This is a genomic window from uncultured Aquimonas sp., from assembly GCF_937888285.1.
Classification (GTDB): domain Bacteria; phylum Pseudomonadota; class Gammaproteobacteria; order Xanthomonadales; family Xanthomonadaceae; genus Aquimonas.
Genome location: NZ_CALART010000113.1, coordinates 21,647 through 40,021, shown reverse-complemented (window position 1 = coordinate 40,021; position 18,375 = coordinate 21,647). Strand labels below are relative to the sequence as shown.

17 protein-coding genes and 1 pseudogene are annotated in these 18,375 nt (G+C 65.1%); 11 read left to right on the top strand and 7 right to left on the bottom strand.

The annotated features are described in order from the left end of the window. Positions 1-8: 8 nt before the first annotated feature. From Q0654_RS22000 to Q0654_RS21975, 6 genes are all read right to left on the bottom strand, one after another. On the bottom strand, positions 9-407 hold the full coding sequence (locus Q0654_RS22000) for a class I SAM-dependent methyltransferase (protein WP_298857472.1): 399 nt from the start codon (positions 405-407) through the stop codon (positions 9-11). A 293-nt stretch (positions 408-700) separates the two neighbouring features. Further along, complete coding sequence (locus Q0654_RS21995; RefSeq protein WP_298857470.1) at positions 701-1,165, bottom strand: hypothetical protein; 465 nt, start codon at positions 1,163-1,165, stop codon at positions 701-703. A gap of 553 nt (positions 1,166-1,718) precedes the next feature. Next, positions 1,719-1,982: a hypothetical protein gene (locus Q0654_RS21990; RefSeq protein ID WP_298857467.1), complete on the bottom strand. Its 264-nt coding sequence runs from the start codon at positions 1,980-1,982 to the stop codon at positions 1,719-1,721. A 78-nt stretch (positions 1,983-2,060) separates the two neighbouring features. Further along, complete coding sequence (locus Q0654_RS21985) at positions 2,061-2,579, bottom strand: hypothetical protein (protein ID WP_298857465.1); 519 nt, start codon at positions 2,577-2,579, stop codon at positions 2,061-2,063. Positions 2,580-3,556: 977 nt separating this feature from the next. Next, positions 3,557-3,856 (bottom strand): hypothetical protein, encoded by a 300-nt coding sequence (locus tag Q0654_RS21980; RefSeq protein ID WP_298857463.1) that lies wholly within the window; start codon positions 3,854-3,856, stop codon positions 3,557-3,559. A gap of 1,315 nt (positions 3,857-5,171) precedes the next feature. Continuing rightward, positions 5,172-5,576, bottom strand: a complete 405-nt coding sequence (locus Q0654_RS21975) for a hypothetical protein (RefSeq protein ID WP_298857461.1) — start codon at positions 5,574-5,576, stop codon at positions 5,172-5,174. Positions 5,577-6,214: 638 nt separating this feature from the next. Between Q0654_RS21975 and Q0654_RS21970 the strand changes: the two are divergent. Beyond that, positions 6,215-7,210, top strand: a pseudogene (locus Q0654_RS21970) (integron integrase). 517 nt (positions 7,211-7,727) lie between these two features. Here the strand turns inward: Q0654_RS21970 and Q0654_RS21965 are convergent. Beyond that, positions 7,728-8,879, bottom strand: a complete 1,152-nt coding sequence (locus tag Q0654_RS21965) for a PilT/PilU family type 4a pilus ATPase (RefSeq protein ID WP_298857459.1) — start codon at positions 8,877-8,879, stop codon at positions 7,728-7,730. A 203-nt stretch (positions 8,880-9,082) separates the two neighbouring features. Here Q0654_RS21965 and Q0654_RS21960 point away from each other — a divergent pair, with 203 nt between their 5' ends. The 10 genes from Q0654_RS21960 (at position 9,083) to Q0654_RS21915 (ending at position 18,251) form a co-directional block, all read left to right on the top strand. Further along, positions 9,083-9,409, top strand: coding sequence for a DUF4398 domain-containing protein (locus Q0654_RS21960; protein WP_298857457.1), 327 nt, complete (start codon positions 9,083-9,085; stop codon positions 9,407-9,409). Further along, entirely contained in the window at positions 9,406-10,359 is a 954-nt protein-coding gene (locus tag Q0654_RS21955) for an OmpA family protein (protein ID WP_298857455.1), read from the top strand. The genes Q0654_RS21960 and Q0654_RS21955 overlap by 4 nt, the downstream gene beginning before the upstream one ends. Positions 10,360-11,500: 1,141 nt before the next feature. Further along, entirely contained in the window at positions 11,501-11,719 is a 219-nt protein-coding gene (locus Q0654_RS21950) for a YdcH family protein (RefSeq protein ID WP_298857453.1), read from the top strand. Positions 11,720-12,113: 394 nt separating this feature from the next. After that, a complete protein-coding gene (locus Q0654_RS21945; protein ID WP_298857451.1) occupies positions 12,114-13,085 on the top strand; it encodes an aldo/keto reductase in 972 nt (323 codons plus the stop codon). Between the two features lie 149 nt (positions 13,086-13,234). Then, entirely contained in the window at positions 13,235-13,831 is a 597-nt protein-coding gene (locus tag Q0654_RS21940) for an aminodeoxychorismate/anthranilate synthase component II (protein WP_298857449.1), read from the top strand. Positions 13,832-13,847: 16 nt separating this feature from the next. Next, positions 13,848-14,912, top strand: coding sequence for an anthranilate phosphoribosyltransferase (gene trpD / locus Q0654_RS21935; RefSeq protein WP_298857447.1), 1,065 nt, complete (start codon positions 13,848-13,850; stop codon positions 14,910-14,912). 144 nt (positions 14,913-15,056) lie between these two features. Continuing rightward, positions 15,057-15,845: an indole-3-glycerol phosphate synthase TrpC gene (trpC, locus tag Q0654_RS21930; protein ID WP_298857446.1), complete on the top strand. Its 789-nt coding sequence runs from the start codon at positions 15,057-15,059 to the stop codon at positions 15,843-15,845. Continuing rightward, complete coding sequence (locus Q0654_RS21925; RefSeq protein ID WP_298857443.1) at positions 15,838-16,554, top strand: HAD family hydrolase; 717 nt, start codon at positions 15,838-15,840, stop codon at positions 16,552-16,554. Before trpC ends, Q0654_RS21925 begins: the two co-directional genes overlap by 8 nt. A gap of 674 nt (positions 16,555-17,228) precedes the next feature. Continuing rightward, a complete protein-coding gene (locus Q0654_RS21920; protein ID WP_298857441.1) occupies positions 17,229-17,621 on the top strand; it encodes a hypothetical protein in 393 nt (130 codons plus the stop codon). 186 nt (positions 17,622-17,807) lie between these two features. Continuing rightward, positions 17,808-18,251 carry a hypothetical protein gene (locus tag Q0654_RS21915; RefSeq protein WP_298857439.1) on the top strand — a complete coding sequence of 148 codons (444 nt, stop codon included), beginning with the start codon at positions 17,808-17,810 and terminating at the stop codon, positions 18,249-18,251. The last annotated feature ends 124 nt before the right edge of the window (positions 18,252-18,375 follow it).

The following is an 18,375-nucleotide window of genomic DNA, read 5'->3' as shown; positions in this document are numbered from 1 at the left end:
GGCGACGGTCAGGAAGATCGGGTCAGGTTGGAAGGTGAGACAGCCGGACGCTTACGTGGCGGCAGCAGGAACAGCAGGCCGACGGCGACCGCCGCATCGAAGCGCATGCCGAAGAGCGACGAGGCTTCCACCGTCTCGCAGACCACGCGATGCCGCGGAAGGCGGCGGGCGAACGCCGCCACCAGGCGCGGTGAGGCATCGACGCCGTAGACATGGCAACCCGCAGAGTCCAGCGCTGCCGCAATCGGCTCACCCGAGCCGCAGCCGAGGTCGAGCACGTCGCCGCCAGCGGGCAGCGCCTTCGCCCAAGCACTCACGACGGAAGCACCCGCGCTCGAGCGGACCGCGAGGAACCTCTCGGCCACGGCATCCCAGCCGTTGGATGTGTCCGTGCTCAGGCCACCCATCGCGGCGTGTTCATGCAGAGGTCTTCACTTCTACTCGATTGGACGCACGGCGAGCGCCTGCCCAGACACGCGTCAGCCCACGGTACTGGAAAAGCGATCGACGCTTGAACGAATGGCCCTGCTTCGCGGATTCCATTATGGCTAGAGCCACCGCGCTCGACAAAGCCGAATACACGAATGCAGTCGATTGCTCAGGCGCAAGAAGAGCGGGTCAGCTGGAAAGAAGGAACGGCCGACTTGTCAGCGGTTGACGGGGGACTCCATACACGATTGGTTAGGCGGCAACCGACGGCCTATGATGGTGGTGCTGCGGTGACCCAAGGAACAACAGTCTCGAACTCGATTTGAACCAGCGCGTGACCTGCAAATGAATCGCGGACCTCAGCGAGCCGCGACGTAAAGCCGATGCTCTTCATGCCGGGAAAAGGCTCCGGATCGAGCGTGTAGGAGGCGTCGCCCACCTGGCGCCACGCATCCTCGCCGTCGTCGAGATGGCCGACGAAGTGGAACCAGCCTTGAGTTGGCATGGGCTCGCCACTGGTGCCGTAGTGGCAAAGCTCGGCCGGCTTTAACGGGTCGACGCCGAGCAGTTCGAGGAGCTGTAAAAACTGGGGCGAGTACGCGCGCTCCCTCGCTGCGCGAAAGTTCACGCAGTCGTCGCAGCTGCAATCGATCGGCGATGCCGCCCTGTAGAGAGCAGCAGTAAGCTCGCGATCGAAGCGAAAGTGCCATCGGCCAACTTGCGAGGATGTTGCCATTGCCGCTCAACACCTGAGTTAAGCCGCGCCGCGTAGTGCAGGCGTTGCAATGGCAAGCTCCACCTGCCATTGCAACGCCGGAACGAAGTGGCGTCGGCTTGAACGAATCGTTAGGCGGCTCGCTTGAAGCGGCGCATAAATGCGAAGCCCCACACGGCGCAAAGCGAGCCAACCAATAACCCAAAGTGCTCCCCCGTATGAACGGCGTCGCTCGCAGCAAAACCAACTGCAATGCCTGTGACGCCAAGAGCGGGACCAAGCCAGGAGCCGAATGTGCGGTTTACCATAGAATCTCTCCTCTGTGATGGAATATATTCAGCTGTTCTGCAATGCCGCTTACCAGACACAACACCACCTGCCCTACGAAACCCAAACGTTACCGGCTTGCCGGCTCACGCGCTCTGCCCTGACCGCGCAAGGCGGAGGACCGGCCGAAGCTTTCTGAACGCCGCTGTGAAGCGCCCGAAGCAGACGCTTGCGCGGAACCACGACAGCAGCCGCCTAACACCTGAGTTAAGCCGCGCCGCGAAGCGGCGTCGGCTTGGACGAACTGTTAGGCGCTACGGGCATACGAACCGGCCGTGAGTTGCGCCTCACCCGCGACGCCGACGACTTTGCCCAAGGCGGGTACGGCGACGCGGTAAATAATGTACCCCACGTGCTGGAGCCGGCTACGGTTGATGCAGGTCAGCTCAACACAGTGCGACGAAAGCCAGCGGCTCGTAGCGCCTGCGGTGCCAACGGCCAGCATGAAGGTGTACCAGTCACGCTCGCCAAGATGCGGATGAAACTCGACGGTAAACGAGGATGTTTCCACGGGCGCCTAACGCCTGAGCTAAGCGGCCACATCAATCGCAAATCGATTGATTGGTCCGCTTGAGCGAAATGTTGGCCGTCACTCGGGCGAGCCGAGCGAGGCGATGCTCTCGCGAAGCTGCGGCTCCAGCTTCTTGAAGTCCGACTCCGCCGAATTAAAGTTAATGACGATCATTCGGCCTTCGTAGGCCGACATGAGAAGGATGTTGCGAATATCGGTGTCCATGGCCGTTGAACGGAACTCCATGTACGCCCAATTGCGGTCGTTGATGGTTCTCATGCCCTGCTCAATGAGGCTGAACCCCGGAACTGCACGAGACGAGGCTGTGCTGATCTGCTTGAGCTGCTCCTCCAGAATGGCGTCTGTGACAGCCACATCCCTAATGCCATAGGCAATTGTCGTCGTTCGCCTTTCATTGCCAACTGCTGAGCCAGGGCCAGTCCTTGACGGGAACTTGGCCTGAATCTCCTCAAGGGACAGCTCTGTGAAACCTTTGGGAGCGATGAACTCAACGCTCGTCGACTCCAGTCGAACGGCGCTTGCATTGGCGGAATGTGTTGAGCAAACCAGAAGCGCGATAAGGATAAGTCGAAACACGCCGAAATCTCCCTGTGACGGCTAACGCCTGAATTAAGCCGACCCGCGAAGCGGGTTCGGCTTGAATGAATTGTTAGGCCGTGCACCGATTGATCCTTAGCAGCGATACCTAACGACCTCTTTGCCTGGGACGCTGACCCTGTCAATCAGCATTCGCCCATCGGGCGAAAGCTCGAACTTGATCGCGCTAAGCCAAGTTTTGCCCTCTCCTGAGAGCTCTGCGATCAAAGCGATCTCATCGCCCCGTACAACAGCTGCTCTGATTGCGCCAGCACTCTCCCAGTAGGAAATGTGGCGCGAGGTTAAGCGAAGCACCAGATCATCTGCATCAGAACCGCAGAACGCCGGACCCCCAGCCCAATTGCCCACAAACCTCGCCGGCACAGTCACGTCACTGTCCGATGTGGCTGGCGCCTGAGTTGCCAGAGCTAGTGCGAGAAGAATGGCCTGCATGATCTCTCCTCAGCGGCCTAACGCCTAAGTTAAGCCGCGCCGAAGGCGTCGGCTTGAATGATTAGTTAGACCGTGCCTGCCGGACGATCAAAAGAACGGGTGTTCGGTGGTGGCCAGTTTGAGCTGAGAAGAGCTCTCCGGAAACGTTAATCATTCGGCCTTGTAGCGGCTTTAGCGAAGGTGACTCCGTCAATTGAACTAACTGAACTTCTGTCACTCCCTCAACACTGTCCGAATTCAGGTCGGACGAAGAATCGCCATCGACGCAGAGAGGAGAGCGCAGAAGGAGAATCCATTGCCGCTCCAATCGATCTCCAGCATCCACATTTTCATAGTTTGGAGGGCCCGGGTAGTCGCGAAGAACAAGCTTGCCAACAAGGTTGGTCGACGCGGGCTCGTACTTGGCGCACTCGGCACCGATGGCGTTGCAGGCGCTCAGGAAAAGTACGGCGAAAGCAACAATTCGTCCCATCGGTCTAACGCCTGAGTTAAGCCGCGCCGAAGGCGTCGGCTTGAATGATTAGTTAGGCCTCACGGCCCGTGTTGAAGAACAGGGTGTACACGAACGCGACGGGCCACAGAAACAGGCAGGCCACGAACCATCGCCAGCTGCCTGCCAGGTATGCGCGATACATACCAAGGAACCAGGTTGCGATGGCGCCACCACCTGCAGCAAGGGAAATAGCCATCTCGTGAGGGTACATCTCATCTTGGCTGAGTCCCCAGTCCATAGCGCGCTCTTGGCCAAGCAGCACAAGGACCGCCAGATATGCAGCGGCAAGCAAGAACATTAGCAGCGCGATCTTCGGAATCCGGTTGGACATCGCAATGAGGCCTAACGCCTGAGTTAAGCCGCGCCGAAGGCGTCGGCTTGAATGATTAGTTAGGCCGCAAAACGGCCCGACGCAAATACGAGCAGCAGCAGAGCCAGTGGAGCGAGGTGCGGAACGGGACTGACCAGTGATGTGCGCTCTAGATGGCCAGCTGCATAGTAGAAGAGGCCAGCAGAGGCAGCAAAGGTGACAGCGACAACATAGCCGTACCACCCAATACTAGATCCGTCGGCGTGCCCGACGTATGCGAGAACAAGGCCTAATGCTGCCAGAATCCCGAGGGCCCAGCAGAGGGCGACCTCCACGAAGATCAACGACTTCTTGACTACTCCGAGATCCGTCATTGCGGCCTAACGCCTGAGTTAAGCCGCGCCGAAGGCGTCGGCTTGAATGATTAGTTAGGCCGCAGCTCGAGAATGCTTGAGCGCCCGACCGAACGCGTGTTCTACCTCGAACCGCAATCTAGCGGATCTGTCCTCCCCAAGCAGCCAAGATACTAGAGACGCTGCTGGCATGTACTTGGAGCGTCTCAGTCCGTTAAGCGCCATCAACTGGCCAAAGACTCGATGTTGTATTTCATTGAGATCGCGGAGTAGCCGCGGGTCAGTTACGCCAGGACCTTGGAACTCGTACGCGGACCTGGCAACAATCGTGAGCTCGTGCCCAAGAAATGCGAGGAACGTCGACAGCTCGCCATCGCTCATGGCATCGATGATCGATTCGCACTCTTGCGCGGTAATTGCCATGCGGCCTAACGCCTAAGTTAAGCCGCGCCGAAGGCGTCGGCTTGAATGATTAGTTAGACCGTGCCTGCCGGACGATCAAAAGAACGGGTGTTCGGTGGTGGCCAGTTTGAGCTGAGAAGAGCTCTCCGGAAACGTTAATCATTCGGCCTTGTAGCGGCTTTAGCGAAGGTGACTCCGTCAATTGAACTAACTGAACTTCTGTCACTCCCTCAACACTGTCCGAATTCAGGTCGGACGAAGAATCGCCATCGACGCAGAGAGGAGAGCGCAGAAGGAGAATCCATTGCCGCTCCAATCGATCTCCAGCATCCACATTTTCATAGTTTGGAGGGCCCGGGTAGTCGCGAAGAACAAGCTTGCCAACAAGGTTGGTCGACGCGGGCTCGTACTTGGCGCACTCGGCACCGATGGCGTTGCAGGCGCTCAGGAAAAGTACGGCGAAAGCAACAATTCGTCCCATCGGTCTAACGCCTGAGTTAAGCCGCGCCGAAGGCGTCGGCTTGAATGATTAGTTAGGCCGCACCGGCGCGCCGAGCGGCCGTGACAAATTCTTTATTTAGCTACTCACGAAGTGACCCTGTTGCAGCGTCGTCACCCGCCTGGAATTGCCGAATTACAATATCGCAGATGCTTTTCTCCGCACCACAATTGACGCGCATGTCTATACTCAACGTTTCACCATCAGTGACGATCGAGCGCTTCACAATAGTCGGATGAGCGGGATGCGTGCGTTGAGTTAGGGACCAGACAGTGTGCTCACCAGGATCGGTTACGACGAACCAGTCGTTCTCCTCGCGAATGGTCACACCTTCTTTGAGTCGCAGAGACTCTAGTGCTGCTTCTGGTGAGCCATAGGTGATGTCTTGAGCCTGGTCGGGAGCCGGAATCTCGTCATCCACAGCGAGCGAGAGCGATGCGGTGCCGAAAGCCAGAATCAAAGCAAATTCGTAACTTGGGAAATTCATTGGCCTAACGCCTGAGTTAAGCCGCGTGCCGGAGGCACGTCGGCTTGAATGATTTGTTAGGCCTCATCGTCGCGACCTGCCTCTAGCACGATGGTTACCGATTGCTTTAGGTCACGGGGTAGCGACCTGCACGTTTCCCGGTATCCCGGTGCGTCCGCACACACGACAGGGTGCCCCTTTGGTTCGCCGCAGATATCGCCTCGGAAAATGCTCGAGCGCTCGTAGCCAGACGGCACGATGCTAAGCGAGGACTTGCCGTGGGAGTCTGCTACAGAATGCGTGAACTCCGGCTCAGTTCTTTCATAGTCCCACGCAAGCTTTGTCACGGAGCCGGCGATCGGTGCGCTAAAAGTATCCGTTACCAGGACTTCTACAGAAATCGGGGCATGGGCGCACTTTGCCTCTACGGAAGATGCCAGTAGGCCGATAATCAGCGATGTAGCAAACCAAGTGCGGCAATGCATGTCAGAGGTCTAACTACAATTAGACGGAAACCGTCGTGATAACACCGCCGCATAATCTGGAGCTGCGCGCGCGGGCCTAAGAAATTTCCTACGCCAATCAGAGCCTTGCGCCGACTGTTCCGCCTATCACGTCGGCCTAATCTGGCGGCTTTTGATGGGGCTGGAGGCAGGGCGATGGGATCGTCGCATCGGCAGGGGGCGCACGCAAGCGGCGCGCCGCGACTTATGGATCAGGTGCGGGATCGCATCCGCCGGCTGGGGTTGGCCCTGCGCACCGAAGAGGCGTACTGCGGCTGGATCGTTCGTTTCATTCGCAGCAACGGCATGCGCCACCCGCGCGAGATAGGGGCTCCCGAGGTCGAGGCGTTTCTGACACTGCTGGCCTCGAAGCATCAGGTGGCGGCGTCAACGCAGAACCAGGCCTTGTCGGCGCTGCTGTTCCTGTATCGCGAGGTGCTTGGCATCGAGTTGCCCTGGATGGACGACATACGCCGCGCCAAGCGGCCCGAGCGGGTGCCGGAGGTGCTGACCCGCGACGAGGTGCGGCGGGTGTTGGAGCAGCTGGCGGGCGTGCATTGGCTGGTGTGTGGGCTGCTGTATGGCAGCGGCCTGCGACTGCTTGAAGCGCTGCGGCTGCGCGTGCTGGATCTGGATCTGACGCGCTTGGAGCTCACGGTGCGCCAGGGCAAGGGTGGCAAGGACCGGCGCACCATGCTCGCGCAGCCGATGCTCGAGCCCCTGCAGCTGCATCTGGCAACAGTGTGTCAGTTGCACGAGCGCGAACTTGGGCTGGGTCAGGGGCGGGTGCTGTTGCCGAATGCGTTTGCCCGCAAGAGTCCCATGGCTTCCACCGAGTGGCGCTGGCAGTTCGTGTTCCCCGCCGGTCAGCGTTCACAGGACCCGCGCAGCGGGCACGTCGGCCGGCATCATCTGCACGAGTCCGGGGTGCAGAAGGCGGTGCGTGCGGCTGTCGTTCGTGCAGGCGTGGACAAGCATGCCAGCTGCCACACCTTCCGCCACAGCTTCGCGACTCACCTGATCGAGGACGGCTACGACATCCGCACGGTGTAGGAGCTGCTGGGGCACAGCGATGTCAGTACCACGCAGATCTACACCCACGTGCTGAATCGGGGTGGGCTGGCGGTGCGGAGTCCCTTGGATCGGGGGTAGCGGCGTGCTTGCGCCGCGTTCAGCGGGGGCGTGGTGCGAGATCCCTGCTGGGCCCCCGCCTTCGCGGGGGCGACGAGCTTGTCGAATCCGTTGGATCGGGGGTAGCGGCGCGGTAGCGCCGCGTTCAGCGAACGCGCTGTGCGAGACCCTGCTGGGCCCCTCCTTCGCGGGGGCGACGAGCTTGTCGCATCCGTTGGATCGGGGGTAGCAGCGCGGTAGCGCCGCGTTGAGCGAACGCGCTGTGCGAGACCCTGCTGGGCCCCGCCTCCGCGGGGGCGACGAGCTTGTCGAATCCGTTGGATCGGGGGTAGCGGTGTGGTAGCGCCGCGTTGAGCGAAGGCGCTGCGCGAGACCCTGCTGGGCCCCCGCCTGCGCGGGGGCGACGAGCTTGCCGAATCCGTTGGATCGGGGCAGCGGCGCGGTAGCGCCGCGTTGAGCGAAGGCGCGGCGCGAGACCCTGCTGGGCCCCCGCCTTCGCGGGGGCGACAGGATTGGGCCGTGCGGCGAGCGGTAGGGCTCAGCTGAAGTTCAAGCCGCCGCCGTCCGAGCTGGCGCGCGCGGCGGGGGCGGCGTGGAAGGTGTCTTCGTAGGGGTCGTGCTCGTCCGTGCCGCCTTCGGACAGGCGGATCTTCAGTGACAGTCCGTCGCGCGAGTCGGCCTTGCGCAGGGCTTCCTCGAGCTCGATCTTGCCTTCCTTGTAGAGGCGGTACAGGGCCTGGTCGAAGGTCTGCATGCCTTCCTGCAGCGATCGCTCCATTGCTTCCTTGACTTCATGCACCTGGCCGCGGCGGATCATGTCGCGGATCAGCGGTGTGTTGACCAGGATCTCCACCGCCGGCAGGCGCTTGCCGTCGACGCCGGTGACCAGGCGCTGGCTGATCACGGCCTTGAGGTTCAGCGCCAGGTTCATCAGCACGTTCTTGTGCGCGGATTCCGGGAAGAAGTTGAGGATGCGCTCGAGCGTCTGGTCGGCGTTGTTGGAGTGCAGGGTCGCCAGGCACAGGTGGCCGGTTTCGGCAAAGGCGATCGCCGATTCCATGGTGGTGGCGTCGAGGATTTCGCCGATCAGGATCACGTCCGGCGCTTCACGCATGGCGTTCTTCAGCGCGTTGGCGAAGGCGTGGGTGTCGAGGCCGACCTCACGCTGGTTGACGATGGACTTCTTGTGGCGGTGCAGGAACTCGATCGGGTCTTCGATGGTGAGGATGTGGCCCGAACTGCTGCTGTTGCGGTGGTCGATCATCGCCGCGAGGCTGGTCGACTTGCCCGAGCCGGTGGAGCCGACGACCAGGATCAGGCCGCGCGCTTCCATGACCAGATCCTTCAGCACCGGCGGCAGCTTGAGCTGGTCGACGGTGGGAATCTCGCTCTTGATCGCGCGGATCACCATGCCGACTTCGCCGCGCTGCTTGAACACGTTGATGCGGAAGCGGCCGGCGTCCTTCACGGCGATCGCCATGTTGAGCTCGAGGTCGCGCTCGAAGGCCGGCACCTGGCCTTCGTCCATCAGCGAGTAGGCGATCTTCTTGACCATGCCGGCCGGCAGGCCGGTATTGCCCAGCGGATACAGCTTGCCTTCGACCTTGATGTTGACCGGTGCGCCCGTGGTCAGAAACATGTCGGACGCGTTTTTCTCGGTCATCAGCTTGAGAAAGTAGCCGATATCCATGAAGCTGCTCCCCTTGTGTGTGGGTGTGCGTGCTGCCGAGCGAAGCCCTTGGGCTTCAGGCCTTTCGGCTGCCGCGTGATGCTGGGATCGCCGCTCAAGGCGAAGGTCAACCCGGGTGCGCCCCAGGGCGCCCCCTCTGAACGCCGGATGATATGACAGGTCAACGTTTCTGTTTCCTTGCGCTGGTTCTCGGTGCAAGCCTCGTGCCTCCGCTCCACGCCCAGTCCAACCGGGCGCCGCTGCCCGAAGTGCAGCGCGCCGAGCGTGCGGTGAGCGATGCCCTGCGGGCGCAGGCCGATGTGCACGCCCGCAACGAGCTGGAGCTGGCGCGCTCGCTGCTGGACGAGGCCCGTGACCTGGATGCGCGCCGCAAGCGCCGTGACGCGCAGGCGGTGGCGGTGCGCGCCGAGCTGGAGGCGCGTCTGGCCGAAGCCCGCGCCGGAAACAACCGCCTGCGCAGCGAAGTCAGCGCGCGCAGCGACGACAACGCGCGCCTGCGCCGCGAGCTGCTTGACGGAGGTCTGCGATGAGCCGCTTCTGGCTGGTTCTTCTCTGCCTTGCGCTGGCCTTGCCGGTGCAGGCCCAGCGCCCCGATCCCGAGCTGGAGCTGCAGCGCCTGCAGGGCGAGCTGGCCGAGCTGGAGGCCGAGCCCAGCCTCGCCGGACGCGCACGGCTTGAAATGGAGCTCGCTCGCGTGGCCGTGCAGGCGGTGGCCGAGGCCTCGCGGCGCAACCGCCCGCAGGCCGAATACGCCGCTGCGCGGCGCATCGAGATCGCCCGCGCGGTGGCCGAAACCGAAATGCTGTCCGACCAGCTCGTGCAGCTGGAGCGCGAGCGCGATGCGATCCTGCTCGAAGCCAGCCGACGCGATGCCGAGCAGCTCCGGCGCGAGGTCGAGCGTCTGCGCATGCAGAACCTGACGCGTGCGGAAGAAACCCAGCGTGCGCTGGAAGAAGCACAGGCCGCGCGACTCGACAGCGAGATCAGTGCCGCCCAGGCCGAGCAGTCGCGACGCCTGGCCGAGGCGCAGGCGCTGGAAGCGCAGCTTTCGCGCCGCGAGGCCGAGCTGGCCGCAGCCGCGGCCGACAGCCTGCGCATGCAGCTGCAGGGCATGACGGCGCGCAGCGAGGCGCGCGGGCAGGTAATGACGATCTCCGGCGACGCCTTCGCCAGCGGCCAGAGCCAGCTGCGCGCCGAGGCCCGCGAGAACCTGCAGAAGATCATCGACCTGATCAATGCCAATCCCGGCGCCAGCGTGCTGATCGAAGGCCACACCGACAGCCAGGGCAGCGCCAACCTCAACCAGGTGCTGTCGCAGCGTCGCGCCGAGGCCGTGCGCGATGCCCTGATCCAGCAGGGGGTGGACGGCGGCCGCCTGCGCGCGGTCGGCCTCGGCAAGGATCGCCCGGTCGCCGACAACGGCAGCGCCGAAGGCCGCGCCCGCAATCGCCGGGTCGAGGTGGTGGTCGAGAAGCCGTAGGGCGGGCTGGCCCCCGGCGCCGATGTGGTGGCGAATTACGTTCTGCGGGCGCCGATGTAGTCGCGAGCTGATTGCCGCGTGCTCAGATGCAGTCGTGAGCTTCTTTCTGCGAGCTCCGATGCCGTCGCGAGATTCCGGTACATGCGCTGCGCTTATGTACCCTACGGCGCCCAAAGGCTTGCGGCTGCGTTCGCGGCATGGCGTCGCCCGCGGTCGTAGGGCGGATAAGCGCAGCGCATCCGCCGGTGGCTTGCCGCACGGTCGAATGGATCCGGGTGGCTTTCAGCCAGCGTCGATGTGGTCGCGAGCGTCTTGCTGCGAGCTCCGCTGTGGTCGCGAGGTTCTGCGAGCTCCGATGTGTTCGCGAGGTTCCGGTACATGCGCTGCGCTTATGTACCCTACGGCGCCCAAAGGCTTGCGGCTGCGTTCGCGGCATGGCGTCGCCCGCGGTCGTAGGGCGGATAAGCGCAGCGCATCCGCCGGTGGCTTGCCGCACGGTCGAATGGATCCGGGTGGCTTTCAGCCAGCGTCGATGTGGTCGCGAGCGTCTTGCTGCGAGCTCCGCTGTGGTCGCGAGGTTCTGCGAGCTCCGATGTGTTCGCGAGGTTCCGGTACATGCGCTGCGCTTATGTACCCTACGGCGCCCAAAGGCTTGCGGCTGCGTTCGCGGCATGGCGTCGCCCGCGGTCGTAGGGCGGATAAGCGCAGCGCATCCGCCGGCGCTCGCCTCGCCGCCCAGGATTTCGCGGCGTTCCCGTACGCCGCAAGCCCGGCGGCCTGGCTAACCCTGTCTGGAGTGCCCAAACGCGCCGAAGTTCCCCGTCGACGTGAGGTCAGGAAGCCCCCGACTTCATCTACGTGCCGGCCACCTGAATCTGCGGCCTTGCGCCCTTGAAGGGGTGGGAAAGGGGGAGTAGGGTCGGTTTCGGGTGCGGCGGTTCCGCACCGGAGCGTCCACGCATGCCGCAGGCAGCAGCGCCCGGATTGCAGCTCTTCACGTCAAGCGGTGCGCAGGCGCGCGCCGGGCTGCAGGAGGTCCGCACCCTTATCCCTTTCTGACTCGTCGCGTCACGCCCGGCCCTGCCGCTGGCGGGGTCGCAGCGGTCGACGTCGACCGGTCCACCACCCCGGAGGATTCGCGATGTTCGAAGGTCAGCAGCCCGAAGTCGAAACCCTGATGCAGGCCGACCCGGAGTTCCGTCAGCTCTACCACCGCCATCGACAGCTGGACAAGAAGGTCCTGGATGCCGAACTTGGCGTGTTGCCGGTCGATGCCAACACCCTGCGTCTGATGAAGCGCGAGAAGCTGCAGGCCAAGCAGAAGCTCACCCGCATGTTCGAGCACCATCGAACGCATTGAGCCTGAGGCACAGCGATGCGAAGGGGCGGCCCTGCGGGGGCGCCCTTTCTTTATTCGGGATTGTGGGGATTCGGGATTGGGGATTCGCAAAGAGCGAAGAGCGAAGGGCAAAGGCCGGCATAGGGTGGGCCCCGGCCCACCGTGGCCTGCACATCCGTCCCCGGTGTGGAGGCGCCTGCCTGCGCCGCCCCGATCCTGATCGCATCGCGCAACAACACGCCCATCGCATCACGGCAGATCGCGCCTCGCGTCGTCGCGCGCGGTCGCGTCGATCCTCTCTCCACGACTGGATACGGCGTTCATCCGACCGCCTGCGCCGCACCCATCGCCTTACCCGCTGCCTTCACCCCGGCCCGCTATCCTGTGCCGCCGCCCCACTCGCAGGATTTCCCGCATGCTCTACCGCCGCATGGGCTCGACCGGCCTCAAGCTCTCTGTGCTGTCCTTCGGCGCCTGGGTCACCTTCGGCGGGCGCGTCGGGCGCAGCGAGGCGCGCAACCTGATCGCCCAGGCCTACGACGCCGGCATCAATTTCTTCGACAACGCCGAGGTCTATGCCAAGGGCGAGGCCGAGCGCCTGATGGGCGACGTGATCGCCGACCTGCGTCTGCCGCGCGATGCCTGGTGCGTGTCGAGCAAGGTGCTGTGGGGCAGCGTCGACAATCCGCGGCCCACCCAGATGGGCCTGTCGCGCAAGCACGTCACCGAGGCCTGCCACGCCGCGCTGAAGCGCCTGCATGTCGACTACCTCGATCTGTACTTCTGCCATCGCCCCGACCCCGAGACCCCGGTTGATGAAACCGTGTTGGCGATGGACGCGCTGATCCGCCAGGGCAAGGTGCTCTACTGGGGCACCTCGGAGTGGCCGGCCGAGCTGATCCGCGAGGCCCATCGCATCGCCCGCGCGCAGCATCTGCACGCGCCCAGCGTCGAGCAGCCGCAGTACAACCTGCTGCACCGCGAGCGCGTCGAGCTCGAATACGCGCCGCTGTGCAGCGAGCTCGGCATGGGCACCACCGTGTGGTCGCCGCTGGCTTCGGGCCTGCTCACCGGCAAGTACCTCGACGGCGTACCCGCCGACAGCCGCTTCACCGCGCCCGGCTACGAATGGCTGTCGCGCACGCTCGAAGAAGAGCCCGAGCGCCGTCGTCGCCAGCTGCGTGAGTTCGTCGCGCTGGCCGCGGAGTTCCAGGCCACGCCGGCCCAGCTGGCGATCGCGTGGTGTGTGGCCAACCCGCAGGTGTCGAGCGTGATCCTCGGCGCCTCCAAGCCGACCCAGCTTGCGGACAACCTGGGCGCGATCGAGCTGCACCAGCGCCTGCACGAAGCCGACATCGCCCGCATCGAGGCGGTGTTCGCGCGCTGAGCGCGGATCGGATCGGCCACGCCGCGCGGGCGCAGCGGGCGGCGGGAGAAAGCGTCGCAAGCGCCCGCGCCCGCTGCCGCTATCCTGTGCGCCCCGCGCGGTCGGGCGTACCTCGCCGCCCACGCCTCCACGCATGCACGGAGCAGCCCATGCTGCTGATGATCGACAACTACGACAGCTTTACCTACAACCTCGTGCAGTACTTCGGCGAGCTGGGCGAGCAGGTCCAGGTGATCCGCAACGACCAGCTCGATGTCGATGCCATCGCCGCGCTGCAGCCCGCGCGCATCGTGATCTCGCCCGGGCCGTGCACGCCGAACGAGGCCGGGGTCTCGCTCGAAGTGATCGAGCGCCTAGGCGCACGCATTCCGATTCTTGGCGTCTGCCTCGGACACCAGAGCATCGGCCAGGCCTTTGGCGGCCGGGTGATCCGCGCCAGCCGGATCATGCACGGCAAGACGTCGCCGGTGCACCACCGCGGACTGGGTGTGTTCGCCGGCCTGCCTTCGCCCTTCGAGGCCACGCGCTACCACTCGCTGGTGGTGGAGCAGGCCAGCCTGCCGGAGTGCCTCGAAGTCACCGCCTGGACCGAGAACGAAGACGGCTCGGTCGAGGAGATCATGGGCCTGCGCCACCGCGAGCTGCCGATCGAAGGCGTGCAGTTCCATCCCGAGTCCATCCTCACCCAGCACGGCCACGCCCTGCTGGCGAACTTCCTCGGCCGGCCCGCCGCGCGCGCCGCCTGAGCTGCAGACGAAAGGCATGACCATGCAGGCAGCACGCACGCTGAGCATCACCCCGCAGGCCGCGCTCCAGCGCACCATCGAGCATCGCGAGATCTTCCACGACGAGATGATCGACCTGATGCGGCAGATCATGCGCGGCGAGGTCTCGCCGGTGATGGCTGCGGCCATCCTCACCGGCCTGCGCGTCAAGAAGGAAACCATCGGCGAGATCACCGGTGCTGCGGTGGTGATGCGCGAGCTCTCGGCCAAGGTCGAGGTGCCCGAGTATCCGAACTTCGTCGACATCGTCGGCACCGGCGGCGACGGCGCGCACAGCTTCAACATCAGCACCGCCAGCATGTTCGTCGTGGCCGCGGCCGGTGGCCGCGTCGCCAAGCACGGCAACCGCAGCGTGTCGTCGAAGTCCGGCAGCGCCGACGTGCTGGAGGCGCTGGGCGCGCGCATCGACCTGCAGCCGGCGCAGGTGGCGCGCTGCATCGAGGAGATCGGCATCGGCTTCATGTTCGCGCCGATCCACCACCCGGCGATGAAGAACGTCGCCCCCGTGCGCCGAGAGATGGGCGTGCGCACGATCTTCAACATCCTGGGGCCGCTGACCAATCCGGCAGGCGCGCCGAACATCCTGATGGGGGTGTTCCATCCCGATCTGGTCGGTATCCAGGTGCGCGTGCTGCAGCGCTTGGGCGCCAGGCATGCGCTGGTGGTCTACGGCCGCGACGGCATGGACGAGATCTCGCTGGGCGCGGCCACCCTGGTCGGCGAACTCCGCGATGGCGTGGTGCGCGAGTACGAGATCGAGCCCGAGGACTTCGGCCTGCAGATGGCGTCCTCGCGCAATCTGCAGGTGGCCGATGCGACCGAGTCGATGGCGCGCGTGATCGAAGCGCTGGACGGCCAGCCGGGCGTGGCCCAGGACATCGTCTGCCTGAACGCGGGCGCGGCCCTGTACGCAGCGGATGTGGCCGGCAGCATCGCCGAGGGCATCGCGCTTGCGCGCGCGGCGATCGCCTCGGGTGCGGCGAAGCAGCGCATGCAGGACTTCATCACCACCACCCAGGCCCTTGCGGCGCAGCCGGCCTGACACGCGCATCGCCAAAGCATGCGCGACGGCGGCGCGCAAGGCTGGATTCCTGCCGCACAAGCGGGCACCCTTGCGCCGCCGCTGCGGCCCACGGTTTGCAGCACCCACTGAACAACCTGTCACGCACGCCTGAGCACAGACCCCATGGGCGATATCCTGCACCGCATCCTTGATCGCAAGCGCGTCGAAGTCTCCGAGCGCGCCGAGGCCACGCCGCTGGCCGCGGTCGAGAAGGCCGCCAAAGCCGCCAAGCCCGCGCGCGGCTTCCACGCCTCGCTGCTGAAGCACATCAAGGCCGGCGATGCCGCGGTGATTGCCGAGGTCAAGAAGGCCAGCCCCAGCAAGGGTGTGATCCGCCCGGACTTCTCGCCGGCCGACATCGCGCGCAGCTATGAGCGCGGCGGTGCCGCGGCGCTGTCGGTGCTGACCGATGTCGACTTCTTTCACGGCTCAGACGACTACCTGCGCGAAGCCCGCGCCGCCTGCGCGCTGCCGGTGCTGCGCAAGGACTTCACCGTCGACCCCTACCAGGTGTTCGAGTCGCGCGCGCTGGGCGCGGACTGCATCCTGCTGATCGTCGCCGCGCTGGATGACGGCCAGCTGCGCGAGCTCTGCCAGCTTGGCGCCAAGGTGGGTCTGGATGTGCTGGTGGAAGTGCACGACGGCGAGGAGCTGGAGCGCGCGCTGAAGCTGCCGACGCCGCTGATCGGCATCAACAACCGCAACCTGCACACCTTCGCGGTGTCGCTGGACACCACGCTGGACCTGATTCCCGCCGTGCCCAAGGATCGCCTGCTGGTCACCGAGAGCGGCATCCGCACCGAGGACGACGTGATGATGCTGCGCGCCGAAGGCGTGCACGCCTTCCTGGTCGGCGAGACCTTCATGCGCGCCGAGGATCCGGGCGCCGAGCTCGAAAAGCTGTTTGGCTGATCCTGCGCTGGCCGCGGACAAGGGCCCCGCAGAAGCGTCCGCCGCTGCGGTGGTCGTGTTCGACTTCGACGGCACCCTGTTCCGCGGCGATCTCGGCTATGAATGGCTGCGCTGGCTGCTGCGGCGTTCGCCCGCGCGCTTCGGTCTGTTCGTTCTGCTGCTGCCGCTTTGGGCGCCGCTGTTCCTGCGCCGGCGCTGGGTCCAGCACGGCGTGCGCGCCTGCTTCCTGATTGCGACGCTGGGGCGCGCACAGGTTTCGCATGCCGACTTTCTTCGCGATCGCGCCGCGGTCATGCGCGCGCGGCTGTTTCCCGAGGGCCTGTCGGCGCTCGCGGCCGAGCGCGCCGCCGGCCGTTGCGTGGTGATCGCCACGGGTGAATACCCGCCGCTGGTCGAAGACCTGCTCGCCGACCTGCCGGGCGGCTGCCCGCCAGTGCTGGGTTCGACCGTGGTGATGACGCGGTGGGGCATGGACCTGCGCCACCATCTGCAGGGGCGGCGCAAGCTCGACGCGCTGGAGGCGGCCGGCCATGGCCGCGGCTATCTGCGCTGCTACACCGACAGCGTCACCGATGCCGCCCTGATCCGCGCCAGCGCGGAGGCGGTGATCGTCAATGTGCCCGAGAGCGCACGCGCGGCATTCGTTGCGCGTACCGCCGTTGATGACGGCGCGCTGCGCTGGGTGCGCTGGGCCCTGTCTTCGCGCTGAGGCCTGGGGCGAGCGGGTCTGTGCTTCGCCACGGGGCCGACTTCTGCGGGAATTGCCGGCGGATGCGCCGCGCTTATCCGCCCTACAACCGCGAGTGACGCGATGCCTTGAACGAAGCGGCAGACCGATGTACGCCTTGGGTGGATGAGCGCAGCGCACCCACCGGAATCCGCGAGCGACGCGATGCCTTGATCGAAGCGGCAGACCGATCTGCGCGTAGGGTGGGTAAGCGCAGCGCACCCACCGGAATCCGCGAGTGATGGGATGCCTTGATCAAAGCGGCAGACCGATGTGCGCCGAGGGTGGATGGGCGCAGCGCATCCGCCGCGGCGGCCCAAGCCTGGCTGGATCTACAAAGAGCTGGCAGATGCGCTTCGCTTATCTGCCCTACGCGCACAGCGGTGGTCGGCTTCGTTGGGGGGAATCGCGTCACTCTTCGTCGTAGGGCGGATAAGCGCAGCGCATCCGCCGAAGTCCGCGCGTGACGCGGTGCGCCGCTCGAAGCCCGAGCGCTGGCTCGCGCGTGCAGCCACGCGCCCACCGCCCGCCGATCGACCCCTGACCAGCCCCTCGCAGCCCCGGCTTCTTCCTCGATCGGTCTGCGCTCGGCGCCGAGCATGGCTGCACCCCGTCGCTCCTGCGGCGGGCCGTGCATCCATTCCGAGGAGTCGAACATGCTGCGTTCCATCGTTCTCATTCTGGCGCTCACCGCTGCGGCCCACGCCCACGCCGTGCCCTGGTGCCATCGCGGCCACATCGTCGAGGTCGCCAACTACAGCCTGGACGGCGCCCAGCTCACCGCCTTCGCGGCCGCCAACGGCATCACCGACCACTACTGGGCCGGCAGCTTCGCCGCACACCAGACCTGCCAGGCCCATGTCGGCTGGAGCGGGCCGAGCTTTGGCGTGCCCGGCGCTGGCCAGGTCGATGGTCTGCCCTATGCGCCATCCGGCCTGCTCAGCGGCAACGGCTACCACATGAGCCAGGGTGTGTCCTTCCGCTGCATGAAGTGTTTCCCCCTGCGGGTCATCAAGGCGGTGCGCGACGTCGAGCTGCGCAGCGAATAGGCAGTGCGGGTCCGAGCGGCGGCGGCGAGGGTGCTGAACTCGCCGCTGCCGCTTCGTCTTCCTCTGCGCAAGTCACTGTTTCCAGAGGCGCAGGCCCGTTCGTGTTCCCCTGTTGTTCCCGGGATTTTCCTTAACCCCCGGCACCCTCACGCATAGTCTGGACACCCCGCCCGCCGGAGCACCGCCATGAAGATTCTTCGCGTCCTTCTGTCAGCCGCCGCACTGTCGATCGCCGCTCCCCTGTGGGCGCACAGCGAGCTGCCCTCCGAGGCGTGGTGCGCGTCCGGTCGACCGGTACCGGTGGCCAGCTTCGAGTTTTTCCCGGAGGGTCTGGTCAGCGATCGCGACGGCGGACAGTCCTGTCCGGCCAGCGGCGGCAAGGCGCCGAGCAAGGAGTGCGGACAGTTCGATGACGACTACGACCGCTCACGCCGCAAGGCGCTGGCGGCCTGCAGCGCACACGCGGGCGCGGCGGCTGGCGATATCGGCAGCGTGATCGCGGTGGTGCAGGCGCCGGACTCCTACCTGCACGAGGAGCACCATCGCCTGTACCGCTCCGAACACGGACTGCGCGGCGTGTGCGTGCGCTGCGAACGTCCGCGACCGCTGCCAATCGGAGGCCTGCGTTGAGGCGCTGAAGGGTGGGCCGAGGACAGTCTGCCGGTACGTTTCGGCATGACGCGTCCGCCGACGCGGCCGTCTGCTGGCTCACTGGACGATGCCGACCCGCAACGCGACGCCGCCTCGCGCAGTC

What these genes read in the sequence shown, in the direction of transcription:
- Q0654_RS22000 (WP_298857472.1), bottom strand. Translation starts at nt 407, where the DNA reads ATGGGTGGCCTGAGCACGGACACATCCAACGGCTGGGATGCCGTGGCC.
- Q0654_RS21995 (WP_298857470.1), bottom strand. Translation starts at nt 1,165, where the DNA reads ATGGCAACATCCTCGCAAGTTGGCCGATGGCACTTTCGCTTCGATCGC.
- Q0654_RS21980 (WP_298857463.1), bottom strand. Translation starts at nt 3,856, where the DNA reads ATGTCCAACCGGATTCCGAAGATCGCGCTGCTAATGTTCTTGCTTGCC.
- Q0654_RS21975 (WP_298857461.1), bottom strand. Translation starts at nt 5,576, where the DNA reads ATGAATTTCCCAAGTTACGAATTTGCTTTGATTCTGGCTTTCGGCACC.
- Q0654_RS21965 (WP_298857459.1), bottom strand. Translation starts at nt 8,879, where the DNA reads ATGGATATCGGCTACTTTCTCAAGCTGATGACCGAGAAAAACGCGTCC.
- Q0654_RS21955 (WP_298857455.1), top strand. Translation starts at nt 9,406, where the DNA reads ATGAGCCGCTTCTGGCTGGTTCTTCTCTGCCTTGCGCTGGCCTTGCCG.
- Q0654_RS21950 (WP_298857453.1), top strand. Translation starts at nt 11,501, where the DNA reads ATGTTCGAAGGTCAGCAGCCCGAAGTCGAAACCCTGATGCAGGCCGAC.
- Q0654_RS21945 (WP_298857451.1), top strand. Translation starts at nt 12,114, where the DNA reads ATGCTCTACCGCCGCATGGGCTCGACCGGCCTCAAGCTCTCTGTGCTG.
- Q0654_RS21940 (WP_298857449.1), top strand. Translation starts at nt 13,235, where the DNA reads ATGCTGCTGATGATCGACAACTACGACAGCTTTACCTACAACCTCGTG.
- trpD (WP_298857447.1), top strand. Translation starts at nt 13,848, where the DNA reads ATGACCATGCAGGCAGCACGCACGCTGAGCATCACCCCGCAGGCCGCG.
- trpC (WP_298857446.1), top strand. Translation starts at nt 15,057, where the DNA reads ATGGGCGATATCCTGCACCGCATCCTTGATCGCAAGCGCGTCGAAGTC.
- Q0654_RS21920 (WP_298857441.1), top strand. Translation starts at nt 17,229, where the DNA reads ATGCTGCGTTCCATCGTTCTCATTCTGGCGCTCACCGCTGCGGCCCAC.
- Q0654_RS21915 (WP_298857439.1), top strand. Translation starts at nt 17,808, where the DNA reads ATGAAGATTCTTCGCGTCCTTCTGTCAGCCGCCGCACTGTCGATCGCC.